The 12,509-nt window shown below is 30.6% G+C and carries 15 protein-coding genes; 2 read left to right on the top strand and 13 right to left on the bottom strand.

The window, feature by feature from the left end:
• From FC55_RS02785 to FC55_RS02735, 11 genes are all read right to left on the bottom strand, one after another.
• Positions 1-894: a polyprenyl synthetase family protein gene (locus tag FC55_RS02785; protein ID WP_003708049.1), complete on the bottom strand. Its 894-nt coding sequence runs from the start codon at positions 892-894 to the stop codon at positions 1-3.
• Entirely contained in the window at positions 884-1,111 is a 228-nt protein-coding gene (locus FC55_RS02780) for an exodeoxyribonuclease VII small subunit (protein ID WP_003699848.1), read from the bottom strand. The genes FC55_RS02785 and FC55_RS02780 overlap by 11 nt, the downstream gene beginning before the upstream one ends.
• Positions 1,111-2,451 carry an exodeoxyribonuclease VII large subunit gene (xseA, locus tag FC55_RS02775; RefSeq protein ID WP_003699846.1) on the bottom strand — a complete coding sequence of 447 codons (1,341 nt, stop codon included), beginning with the start codon at positions 2,449-2,451 and terminating at the stop codon, positions 1,111-1,113. The genes FC55_RS02780 and xseA overlap by 1 nt, the downstream gene beginning before the upstream one ends.
• Complete coding sequence (folD, locus tag FC55_RS02770; RefSeq protein WP_011475808.1) at positions 2,444-3,301, bottom strand: bifunctional methylenetetrahydrofolate dehydrogenase/methenyltetrahydrofolate cyclohydrolase FolD; 858 nt, start codon at positions 3,299-3,301, stop codon at positions 2,444-2,446. The genes xseA and folD overlap by 8 nt, the downstream gene beginning before the upstream one ends.
• 144 nt (positions 3,302-3,445) lie before the next feature.
• Entirely contained in the window at positions 3,446-3,841 is a 396-nt protein-coding gene (gene nusB, locus FC55_RS02765) for a transcription antitermination factor NusB (protein ID WP_003699843.1), read from the bottom strand.
• Positions 3,841-4,263, bottom strand: coding sequence for an Asp23/Gls24 family envelope stress response protein (locus tag FC55_RS02760; RefSeq protein WP_003699841.1), 423 nt, complete (start codon positions 4,261-4,263; stop codon positions 3,841-3,843). Before FC55_RS02760 ends, nusB begins: the two co-directional genes overlap by 1 nt.
• A gap of 16 nt (positions 4,264-4,279) precedes the next feature.
• Positions 4,280-4,837, bottom strand: a complete 558-nt coding sequence (gene efp, locus FC55_RS02755) for an elongation factor P (protein WP_003699839.1) — start codon at positions 4,835-4,837, stop codon at positions 4,280-4,282.
• Positions 4,838-4,970: 133 nt separating this feature from the next.
• Positions 4,971-5,423 carry a hypothetical protein gene (locus FC55_RS02750; RefSeq protein WP_003699838.1) on the bottom strand — a complete coding sequence of 151 codons (453 nt, stop codon included), beginning with the start codon at positions 5,421-5,423 and terminating at the stop codon, positions 4,971-4,973.
• A 30-nt stretch (positions 5,424-5,453) separates the two neighbouring features.
• Positions 5,454-6,449, bottom strand: a complete 996-nt coding sequence (locus tag FC55_RS02745) for a hypothetical protein (RefSeq protein WP_003699836.1) — start codon at positions 6,447-6,449, stop codon at positions 5,454-5,456.
• Position 6,450: 1 nt separating this feature from the next.
• Positions 6,451-7,332 (bottom strand): hypothetical protein, encoded by an 882-nt coding sequence (locus FC55_RS02740; protein ID WP_003699835.1) that lies wholly within the window; start codon positions 7,330-7,332, stop codon positions 6,451-6,453.
• A gap of 110 nt (positions 7,333-7,442) precedes the next feature.
• Positions 7,443-8,606 carry a hydroxymethylglutaryl-CoA synthase gene (locus tag FC55_RS02735; RefSeq protein ID WP_003699832.1) on the bottom strand — a complete coding sequence of 388 codons (1,164 nt, stop codon included), beginning with the start codon at positions 8,604-8,606 and terminating at the stop codon, positions 7,443-7,445.
• A gap of 112 nt (positions 8,607-8,718) precedes the next feature.
• Between FC55_RS02735 and FC55_RS02730 the strand changes: the two genes are divergently transcribed.
• The gene (locus tag FC55_RS02730) at positions 8,719-8,991 is read left to right on the top strand and encodes an acylphosphatase (RefSeq protein ID WP_003705923.1); all 273 of its coding nucleotides are present in this window, start codon (positions 8,719-8,721) and stop codon (positions 8,989-8,991) included.
• Positions 8,992-9,098: 107 nt separating this feature from the next.
• Positions 9,099-10,022, top strand: coding sequence for a membrane protein insertase YidC (gene yidC, locus FC55_RS02725; protein WP_003699830.1), 924 nt, complete (start codon positions 9,099-9,101; stop codon positions 10,020-10,022).
• A 200-nt stretch (positions 10,023-10,222) separates the two neighbouring features.
• Here yidC and FC55_RS02720 read toward each other — a convergent pair whose 3' ends face one another.
• Positions 10,223-11,713, bottom strand: a complete 1,491-nt coding sequence (locus tag FC55_RS02720; protein ID WP_003699829.1) for a HAMP domain-containing sensor histidine kinase — start codon at positions 11,711-11,713, stop codon at positions 10,223-10,225.
• 19 nt (positions 11,714-11,732) lie between these two features.
• Positions 11,733-12,419 carry a response regulator transcription factor gene (locus FC55_RS02715; protein WP_003699827.1) on the bottom strand — a complete coding sequence of 229 codons (687 nt, stop codon included), beginning with the start codon at positions 12,417-12,419 and terminating at the stop codon, positions 11,733-11,735.
• Between the last annotated feature and the right edge of the window lie 90 nt (positions 12,420-12,509).

Here is a 12,509-nt window from a genome sequence, read left to right as displayed (position 1 = left end):
TTACTTCCTTACTTTAAAATAATCTAACAATTGCTCAAATAGGTCTATTGCAATATCATTATTCGCCATTTCTTTTAATAAATTCTCAGTATTATTTAAAACTTCAACTAAAGCTTCCTTGGTCCCCTGTACTCCTAAAAGAATTGGATAAGTATTTTTATTTTCTATCTCATCTTTATGAACATTTTTGCCTAAAGATTTGGCATCACCAATTACATCTAATAAGTCATCATAAATTTGAAATGCTAAGCCAAAATTCTCACCATATTTTCTTAGTAACTCTAATTGATTATCAGAAGCATCACTCAAAATCCCTCCGGCAACACAAGCATATCTTAACAATGCACCTGTCTTACCTGCATGAAGATGTTTCAATTCTTCCAAATTATATTTTTTACTTTCCCCTAAAATATCATCAGTTTGACCACTTACCATCCCCTGTGGTCCAGCAGCCAAAGCTAATTGTGAGATTAATTTTATTTTTTTATCGTTATCAATATCAGTAAGAGATAGCCATTCAAATGAAGTCGTTAACAAACCATCCCCTGCTAAAACTGCTATTGCTTGCCCAAATTTTTTATGGTTAGTTGGCTTTCCTCTTCTTAATTCATCATTATCCATTTCTGGTAAATCATCATGAATTAATGAGTAGGTATGCAGAAGTTCCAAACTACCTGCCACTTGATAATCACTTTTTGAAATTTTCTTACCTAAAGAATACGCTGAAATTAACACCAATAAAGGTCTTATTCTTTTTCCACCAGCATCAACTGAATATCTCATAGATTCTTTCAAAATTTGATTACTATTCAAAGAATTTAAATAAAGATCCATCTCATTCTCTAATTTTGGGAGTGAGATTTTTTCAAATTCAGTTAAATTACTAATCCTCATTTTCTTTTTCAAATAATTGTTCATCTCCATTATCATCTATTACTTTAGTCAATGTTTCTTCTGCTTGTAGAAGTGTATTTTGTAATTTTTTACTCAAATCCATCCCTTGTTTAAATTTTTCAATTGCTTCTTCTAATGGAATGTCTCCCTGCTCAAGTCTTTTTACTATTTCTTCAAGGTTCTTCATATCTTGTTCAAAAGTTACTTTTTCTGCCATTATTTCTTTTCCTCTCTGGTTTTTGTTATTCTAGCTTCAGCACTACCATTTTCAAAATAAAGTGTTACGTCATCATTTGGTTGCAATGATTTAACATTTCTTACTGTTTTACCATCTTTTAAAATATAACTATATCCTCTATTCATAACTTTTAATGGACTCAACATATCTAAAGATGACATTAATTTTTCTAATTTATAGCTTTTGTCATTAAAAACGCCTAACATCCCTAGATGCATTTTTTCTAATAATTGTTGTAAATTATTTTTTTCATCTTTAATTCTAATGCTTGGATTATTATGTTGTAAATTACTTTCTAATAACTGTAATTGTTTTTTATTTTGATAAACTAAATTTTTAAAAGCTTGATTTTTTCTATTAATCAATGAATCTAAATTTTGCACATATCCTGTATATAATCTATCTGGTTGTTGCAAAATATATGAACTGCATACCTTATCTAAAATCTGTTGATAACTGGATATTTTATTTTTTAGAACTTGTATTATTCTTAAACGATACTGCTTAATCTTAACTATTTCTTCGCTCAATACAGGTGTTGCTAATTCAGCAGCTGCTGTAGGTGTAGCAGCTCTAACATCTGCTACTAAATCTGCAATTGTTGTATCAGTTTCATGACCTACAGAAGATATTACTGGTATCTTGCTATCACTGATTGCCCTAGCGACCTTTTCTTCATTAAAAGGCCACAAATCCTCTATTGATCCTCCACCTCTACCAATAATTATTGTATCAAAATTTCCATCTTCGTTTACTTGTTTTAGTCTTCCAACTAAAGAATCAGCAGCATCATCCCCTTGAACAACTGCTGGGAATAAAACTAATTGTGCAATTGGATAGCGTCTACGTGTTGTAGTAATAATATCCCTAATAACTGCACCAGATGGGCTGGTAATAACAGCAATTCTTTTGGGATATTTAACCAAAGGCTTCTTTAATTCTTCATTAAACAATCCTTCTATTCGTAATTTTTTTACTAATTGTTCATATGCTTGATATAATGCCCCTACTCCATCAGGTTGCATTGTATCAATAATTATTTGATATCTTCCGGATTTTTCATATAAATCAACTCTCCCAGAGACCAAAACTTTCATTCCTTCCTCTGGTTCAAACTTTATTTTTGAAAAGGCACTTTGGAACATCATTACACTTATCACAGCATTATCATCTTTTAAACTAAAGTACTGATGTGTAGCTCTACGTCTAAAATTAGATATTTCACCTGTTAAATATACCCTTCTTAAATAAGGATCACGAGTAAATTTAGTATGCAAATATTTTGTCAGAGCACTTACCGTTAAATATTCTTTACTCACCAGCAACACTTCTTTCTGCTAATTCTACTGTTTGTTTCATCAACATTGCAATTGTCATTGGCCCTACACCACCAGGAACTGGGGTTATATAGCTGGCTACTTTGCTCACACTTTCCATATTAACATCGCCAACTAATTTTCCATCATTATTTCTGTTCATACCCACGTCTATCACAACAGCTCCTTTCTTTACATAATTTTCATCTATAAACTCACCTTTACCAATAGCAACAATCAAAATATCAGCTTGCTTTGTCACTTCAGCTAAATTCTTGGTCTTACTATGCGCTATTGTTACAGTAGCATCACTATTTACCAACAATGCAGCCATTGGTCTACCTACAATATTACTTCTACCAACAATTACAACTCTTTTTCCTGAAACAGGAATATCATATTCCTTGAAAAATTCCATAATTCCTCTTGGGGTACAAGGTAATGGTCCAGGTATATTCATAAATAGTTTTCCGATATTTAAAGGATGAAATCCATCTACATCTTTTTCGGGTATAATTCTATGGGTTACTTTATTTTCATTTATATGTTTTGGTAACGGCAATTGTACTAAAATACCATGAACAGTTCCATCACTATTTAATTCATCAATTAACCTAATTAATTCATCTTCTTCAACATTTTCAGGCAATCTAATATCTACAGCTTCTATACCTAACGCATGTGCAGTTTTTCTTTTATTTCTTACGTAAACTTGACTAGCAGGATCTTCGCCTACTAAAATTACTACTAATTTTGGAGTTATCCCTTCTTGTTTTAATAAGCTAACTTTTTCAGATACATTAGTTCTTATTTTTTTAGATAACATTCGCCCATCTAATATTGTTGCTACCATAAAAATTTCCCCTTTAAACATTAATTCATAAAATAAATTTTACCATAAATGATCTATCTAATGCGCACGTTCTCAAAATAATTAAAAAAACTAATTATATAATCAAAAATACAGCTATATCAGTGATATAACTGTATTTCATTTTTATATTAAGTTTTGTAAAATAGCATTTACAAATTTATATGACTTATCATCACTGAATTCCTTTGCCAATTCAACAGCTTCATTAACAGCAATTTTACTAGCAACATCACTATACTTAATTTCAAATATAGCTATTCTCAAGATAATCAAATCAGTTTTATTAAGTCGACCAATATTCCAATTTTTTCTCAAATATTTAGTAATTTCCATATCAATTTCACTTTGATGGTCTAGAACACCATCTACAAGTTCGTTTAAATATGATAAATCAGAATCATTGTTATCTTCATCTAGTAATTCTTGATAAATGTCTTCACTATTTGCATCTGGATTACTTCCTAATGCAAACAAAGTTTGAAATGCTATTTTTCTAATATCGTGTCTACTCAAGCTCATTATTCGTCACCATTTTCTTCAAATAGGTTGTTAGGATCAACTGTAGGTTCTTCTTTTTCTGGAACCATACCTTGAATATGAACATTAACTGCCGCTAATTCTATCCCAGTCATAAACAATACTTGTTGTCGTACTTTTTCTTGAATTTCATTAGCTACTTTAGGAACAGAGACACCGTAATTAAGGAAAGTATATACATCAACAGCTAAATCTGTATCTGTATTACTTAGTTTTACACCTTTACCACGATTTTGACGACCAAGAAGTGCAGAAATATTATTAGCCAATGATCCTCTCATTGAATAAACTCCATCAACCTTAGCAGCTGCAATCCCAATAATAATTTCTAAAACTTCAGGCGCCATCTCTATTCTACCTAAATCATTTGTTTCTTCGTTTTTTAAGACGATATTATCTGCCATTAAAAACACCTCTTAACTAAGCACGTGAAATGTAAGTACCGTCACTTGTATTAATAGTTAAAACGTCTCCTTCACTAACAAAGAAAGGAACTTGTACTACTAAACCAGTTTCCATTGTAGCTGGTTTAGAACCACCTGAAGATGTATCACCTTTAATGCCAGGTTCTGTTTCTTTAACTTCCAAGTCAACTGTATTAGGTAATTCAACACCTAATGTTTCTGTACCAAACATGATGATACTTACTACCATGTTTTCTTTCATATATTTAAGTTCTTCTTCGATTTGTGAACCTGGTAATTCAAGCTGTTCGTAAGTATTTGTATCCATAAATACATAGTTATCACCATCAGCATATAGATATTGCATCTTTTTACGATCTATTTGTGCTTGATTTACCTTTTCACCCGCACGGAATGTTTTTTCTTGTACAGCACCTGTACGTAAATTCTTTAATTTAGAACGTACAAATGCAGATCCCTTACCTGGCTTAACATGTTGAAATTCAACAACACGCCATAGTTCACCATCTACTTCAATAGTTAAACCATTTTTAAATTCGTTAACTGAAATCATTTGTTTATCCTCCTAAAATTATGTTAGCGAAATACAATAATAAAAGACATAAGTATTCCCATCAATTAGCTACCTATAAATAGTATCAAGAATGAATACTCTTTTGCAAGCTTATTTCAAATTATTCTTAGTTTTATTGATTAAAATAATCTTCTATCTCTTCTGGACTTATCCCTAATTCTACCAAGCCAAATTTTATTAACATATGCCACGCATGTACAAATTCTGTACTTTGATGATTAAAATAGCACTTATTTATCTGTTGTTGAATAATTAAATAAACACTATTATATGATTTACTATGCCATTTAGACTTAAAATTTGATATTTGTTCTTCATTTAATAATAATAGATAGAGCCATTTCTTTTCATTAGCAATACTTATAAAATATACCATTATCTCACAAAAATATTCTATAAGTTCTTTTCTATTCTCATTACGAACATTTTCCATCATCTTTGCCAAATAAATATTTAAACCTACATAGAGTCCAGCTACTCTTTCTTCTGGATTTAAAACTTTTGTTGGTAAAAATAACTTAATTTCTCTTCCTCTAACTTTTTTAGCTATTTCGTTAATATCCATATAAATTAGACCCTCAATAAAAATTTATAATTAGAAATATAAAGGATTAGATTGTATTTCTAAACTACTTAAATTATCTAAGTACCATGTACGAATGAAGTCATATTGGAATAATAAATCAAACCAAGATACTTTATGATCATCATCTGTAACAACTAATCCCCACTTATTTAATGTAGCACTACTATCTTCTATTGATTTATCGTAAATTGTAACTTCAACATCATTATCCAACTTCAAAATAGCTTCATTATGCAAGCCTGTTACTAACATAAAGTTTTCTCTCGCAGCTTGAATAAACAATTTATCTAGGGCGGCTTGAGGAATACCTGAATTACCAAATTGATAGAATGTACTATTGGAAGGATCCATAATGTTAAAGTCTACATCAAATCCATAATCTTTTTTGAAATACTCTCCCAAAGCCATTAAATACATCTCAAACTTCTTCACAGTTTCATAATTGTATGTCTTGCTATAATCAACAACTAATAAGTTAGTGATAGCTCTACTATTGAAATGCAAAATTCTTCTTTGAAAGTTAAGATAGAACAAAATTTCACCTGTATTTTTTTCAGTATAGTAAGCCCCACCTTCTTCTGTATTATCTATTCTAAAAGTGAAGTAGCCATTTTGATTTATCCCTGGAAATTCATGATACAATTCATCATTTCTATCGGATGACTGTAGTATAACCTGTTCGTTTTGATGTAACTGTAATAATCTATTTAAAAAGATCAAATAATAATCAGATTGACTATATTGTTGAGGAAAAACTAAATAAGCCGTATCTAGTTGAAATAGAGTCAGTTCCATTGCAGCTCTTAATAAATTTTGGGAATCCGTAGTTTCTATAAGTTCATCCAATAACTCTGTGAACTTCAATCCATTATGTAAACTATCTTTTAGTTGATTGTTATATGAAAGAAGTCTTCCTTTAGTACTTAAAGAGTGTACATCTTCCTCACTATTTTCATAGTTATTAGGGTAAAAGGTAACAGTACCATTGCTATTATTTTTTTCCATACTAATCTACTCTCCCTTTTCTTGCAATTAAATCAGCAATATAATCACGATATAGAGAATTATTATGGTCAATAAAGTTTTCAAATGTACCAAACTTTGTAATAATACTTTGCTTTTCATAGCCTAATAATGTATCTTCTTTCGATAAATTCAAAACTTTTTCTTCATTTTCACGAATCTTTTGATACGCATTATTTGCTGCTTCATCTAAATCAGTTAGTTTTGATAACTCCGACATTAACTTTTGTCTTTGTTCCTTTTGTTTAGATTGCTCCCAGAAACTTACTTTTTCCTGAGATTGTCTCTTCAATTCTTTTCTTATTTCATCTTTACGTTGATCACGACTGTCTTGTCCGTCTATTAACTCTTGTAAAGAATCTGTCTCTTCAGAAATTTTATTAATTTCATCTGTATTATATCTTTTATTCTCTACTTCTAATTCAAATGCTCGAGATAACTTTTCGTATTCTTCAGCATTAAATTTGAATTCGACATTCAATACATCTAATTCACCAAATAAGCGTCGTCCCCACCAATTTCCAAAATAAAATTGAAAACGCCCTACACCTATCTCTTCAAAATAAAAGAAAGGATACATTTCACGTAAATAAGTAATTAACTTTTTACTCAAAAAAGCACTTATTTTATCATGAACATCTAAAATTAAACTTTCATTTTCTATATCTGCTACGCTATGTTTTGCTTTTAAAATTTCTTTGGAGTAGCGTTGACCGTCTATTAATTGATAAACTAATCGGTCGTCTTGCTCGTCAATAGCATCGTTTAAAACCTTTAAATATTCTATTTTGCTTATCAATGAGTTAGATAACTCTTTTGTCGCATAGTCATGGTCTGATAAATTAAATTGGTTTGAATCCGCCATTTGAACTCTCCTTAATAATCATTAATTTTTAAATAAAACTATAATCTTATTTTACCAAATATTCCTTTAGTTCTAAAGCTTGACATAATTAAGATTAGAATAAAAATTATTTAAATTCTATTTTTATATTGTCTTTGATTTTCCTTTATGCCTGTTAAAACAAATTGAGCATCATCCATATCTAAATCTAATTCACTATTATTTTCATAATGTAAGCTCCTTAAATAAATTTTTTCGTACTCTTCGACAGAAATACGTGTTCTTTTTTGTAGAAACTCATTTGTTGTATTCATTAAATATTTACGATAATCCTTTCTCAAAAGCATAGCAAAGAATTCTCCCTGTGCTCCAGAACCATAACTAAATAGACCTAATCTGTCACCAGATTTTAAATCATCATTGTTTTCTAATAATGATAATAGGCTTAAATATAAGGAACCCGTATACAAATTGCCTACTTGTCGATTGTACAAGCGTGAATCTTCAAATCTATGAGCTAATTTAGCTGACACTTTAGCATCTGCATCTTTTTGTGCTTCTCGTAATGCTTTTAATCCCATTTTAGTATATGGCAAATGAAATAAAAGAGCTTCAAAATTATCAATAGTAAATCCAGTCTTATCTTTATAATTACTATAAACATTATTAAAAAAGTCTAAATATACGTTTGATGAATATTTTCCGTCAACTAAAGCCTCGCTATGTCCAAGAGGTCTCCAAAAGTCCATTATATTACGTGATAGATATGTCGAACCTCCTTCAAATGACAATAATTTAGGATTAGCACTAACTAACATTGCAACTGCTCCACCACCTTGTGTTACTTCACCAGGAGTATTCAATCCGTATTTAGCAATATCTGCACCTATAATTAACGCTTTACTATCCGGATTTAACGCAACTTGTGCTTTAGCCATTTGTAACGCAGCTGTTGCACCATAACATGCTTGCTTTATTTCAAAAGTTCTAATATCATCTCTTAGACCTAACAAATCAGCAATATAAGCAGCTGCTGATTTAGAATTATCTATTCCTGATTCTGTCCCCACAATTACCAAATCAATGCTTTCTTTATCTTCATTTGTGAGCATAGATTCTGCAGCATTCGCACCCATCGTAACTATATCTTGAGTATGTGGAATTACTGCCATTTTACTTTGACCTATACCTATAAGATATTTATCTGGATCCTCATTTCTGGCAATTGCTAGTTCAGTCATATCTACGTATAAATTAGAAGTAAAAAAATTAATTTTATCAATTCCTATATCCATCAATATACACTCTACTTTCAATTAGTTATCTAACTTATGTTATCACGTTTTTTAAGGTTATTAAACGTTCATGTCTTATTTTTTAGTATAATGATAACAGGTGGTGATAAGTTTGAAAAATTATAAGATTATTGTTTTCGGTACCGTCCAAGGTGTTGGATTCCGTTATACAACTAAAGCTATCGCTGATAATATGGGTATTAAGGGAATTGTACGTAACCAAAGCGATGGAACTGTTTATATTGAAGCACAGGGAAATAGTCTATTATTATCGCAATTCATATCTTCTATAAAAGCTCCAAAAAATCCATTTGCTAAAGTTACAAAAATTGAAGTTTCAGAAATTCCTGTAAAAACATATAATGACTTTTCTGTAACTTATTAGTTGTTTAAACAAGCGTTTCACTGTATCCGCTTGTTTATTTTTATATTGAAAAAAAACGTTTAATCAAGTATAGTATTCTACAGAATAAATATGAAAGGGAATTATTAATGAATAAAAATAAAAAATACATACTATTACCTTCATTTCTCACAATCGCTCTATTATTAAGTGGTTGTGTACAAAGAACCAAGGATGGAAAACCCTATGGATTCATTTACGAAAAATTAGCTATACCTACTCAACATTTATTGGAATGGCTATCCGGTGTTCTAGGTGGAAGCTATGGCTGGTCAATCATAGTTATTACTTTCATTGTTCGATTAATTATGATGCCTATTATGATTAATCAATCTAAAAAAGCAACCATTCAACAAGAAAAAATTGCAATGATTAGACCTCAACTTGCTAAAATTCAAGAGCAGCAAAAAAATGCCAAGACTCCTGAAGAGAGAAATGCTGCTAGCCAAGCTATGATGAAACTTTACCAAGAAAATAATATTTCTATGGTTGGTGGAATTGGTTGTCTTCCATTACTTATACAAATGCCTATCTTCGCTGCTTTATATGCGGCAATACAATATTCTCCTGAGTTATCTAAGACAACTTTTATGGGAATTAACTTAGGTCATAGAAGTTTTACTTTTGTTGTGCTAACATTTGTTATTTATGCTTTACAAGGTTGGTTGTCTACATTAGGACTACCTGAAGAACAAAAAAAGCAAATGCAATCAATGATTATTGTATCTCCAGTAATGCTAACTGGAATGACATACATTTCCCCTGCTGGTTTAGGATTGTATTTCTTTATTGGTGGTATTTTTGCTTGCATTCAAACTCTAATTATTAATTTCATGCGTCCTAGAATTCGTAAGGATATTAAAAAAGAGCTGAAAAATAAACCAATTAAAGAAGTTACCGTTGAATCACCTGTAAAGAAGACTGATGATGAAAAGAAAGTAACCTCAGTTTCTAAGGATATGCATGAAAAAAATCGTAAAAGAAACGCTGGTAAGCAAAATCGTAAGAAATGATCAAATATAACTTTTTATATCGAGACTAGAAAAAGCCGCTAGAAATCACGTTACTAAAAACATTGATTCCTAGCGGCTTTTAATATAACTATTTTCTAAAATTCATCTAAAAATATGGTTTTCCCCTAGCCTCTTTTTTAACCAATTTCATTCTTAAAGCTATATAAAAAATAAGAAGTATGACTTACTTGCCATACTTCTTATTTTTTATTATCTAAGTCTACCAATGGTAAAGAAATTCTAAATAAGGAACCCTGTCCTTCGACACTCTCAACAGACATAGATCCATGATAGCCTTCAACTAACTTTCTAGCAATTGACAATCCAAGTCCATTACCACCCTTATCTCGGCTACGTGCCTTATCAACTCGATAAAACCTATCAAAGATCTTATCTATATTTTCCTGTGAAATTCCAACCCCAAAATCTTGAACAACAAATTCAACCAACTTACTATTCTTCGAAATTGACATATGAACTTCTTTTCTATCTTGAGAATATTTTACTGCATTATCCATCAGAATAATTAACACTTGTTCCAAATGATTTCTATAAATTTTTACTGGTGTATTATTTTTTAAATCATTATCCAAAACAAATGTAAAATCTGGATGTATCATCTTGAAATTATTGAATACTTGTAATCCTACTTCTCTTGCATCGCTAACTTCATTACCAAATTGCAACTCTACTTGTTCTGCTCTAGATAAATCTAACATTTCCTGAACTAAACTTTTCATTCTTGTTATTTCCTGTAATGATGCTGAAATAGATTCTTCCAATATCTGTGGATCATCCTTGCCCCATCTACTTAATAAGTCCAAATGTCCTTGAATAATCGCCACAGGTGTTCTCAATTCATGCGATACATCTTCTACAAATTGTTGTTGTTGTTGAATGTATCTTTCCATTCTATCAAGCATATCATTAAATAAATTGCTTAATTCTGATAGTTCATCATTTTGATTTAGAATCGGAACTCTAACGTTAGCTAAGGAGTCTCTTTCATCATCTGTATTTATTTTACCAATTGTTTCATTTATAAGTTCTATTGGTCTTAATAACCATGCTGAAAGTACATATCCAACTAAAGCACTAGCTAACCCAGCAGTTACACCAAAAACAATAAATATCAATATTAACTTATGTCTAGTAGCATCGTAATCTACTAATTTATTAGTGACTTGTACATATCCAATTAATTTATTACTTTTATTTGAATAAACAGGTCTTCTAACTATATATACAGTTTGTCCATTGATTTTCGTGATTTTTTGTTTATTTTTGCTAGAAAAATCTACTAATACTCCTCTAGAAGCAAATAGCAATTCTTTATTAACACTATAAACACTAATTCCTATATTTTTTCCTGAAGTTGCAGTCAAAACAGAATCAGAATATATTGCTGCTTGTTTCCTATTCTGAATATCATCATTCCAAGAAGAGCTAAGAATATCCCTTACACCAGTATCTGTAAGTGTACTATTAGATTGCGCTAACCTTAAAGTTACAGCATTCATCGCCTCTTCTGAATGTCCCTTTTCTTGTCTTATTAAAAGACTGGAAAAACTTTGAAATAAAAGTGTTGCAAAAACGGCAAAAATTATAACAACACCTAGACCTGTTCCCAACGACCATTTTAAGTTAATCGAAAAAAACTTTTTCTTTTTCTTTTCATTCGTCGTTTCCATATTATCAACACCTTAATTTTTAGGAACGCATTACATATCCAGTACCACGAACTGTTTGGATATAGCTGTCTTCTCCAGGACGATCAATCTTATTACGTAAATAACGGATATAAACATCCACAACATTTGTTTCTATTTGTGTTTCATATCCCCATACTTTCTTCAAAAGTGTATCTCTAGCTAAAACAACATTTATATTTTCCATCAACGTTAATAGTAGTTCATACTCTCTCTTAGTTAATTCTATGATTTCATCTCCACGTCTTACAACTCTATTTTCCTTTTCAATAGTTAAGTCGCGATATGTTAGTGTTGTTTGTTTATTTCCATTTTGTTCATTTTCTAGCTCTACACGACGCAAAACGGCTCTTAATCTTGCTAGTAATTCTTCAATAGCAAATGGTTTTACAATATAGTCATCTGCCCCATGATCTAGACCTGAAACTCTGTCGATAACTGAATCTCTTGCAGTCATCATGATAATTGGTGTATTCTTCACTTGACGAACACGACGACAAACTTCCAAACCATTTAATTCAGGTAACATTAAATCTAATAAAATGGCATCCCAATCTTCGTCCAGTGCCAATTCTAAACCTTGTCGTCCATTTTTACATACTTCTGTCTCGTATCCTTCATGTTGTAATTCAAGTTCAACAAAACGAGATAAATTTTTTTCGTCCTCAATTATTAAAATTCTGCTCATATACGACACTCCTATATAATAATGACAAATAAATTATATCTTAAATTCTACTCATTGCAATTTTAACATTTTACCACAAAAATGCCTATC

Source organism: Ligilactobacillus salivarius DSM 20555 = ATCC 11741, from assembly GCF_001435955.1.
Taxonomy (GTDB): domain Bacteria; phylum Bacillota; class Bacilli; order Lactobacillales; family Lactobacillaceae; genus Ligilactobacillus; species Ligilactobacillus salivarius.
Note: the sequence above shows the minus strand (reverse complement) of the source record. Positions and strands in the feature narration are given on the sequence as shown.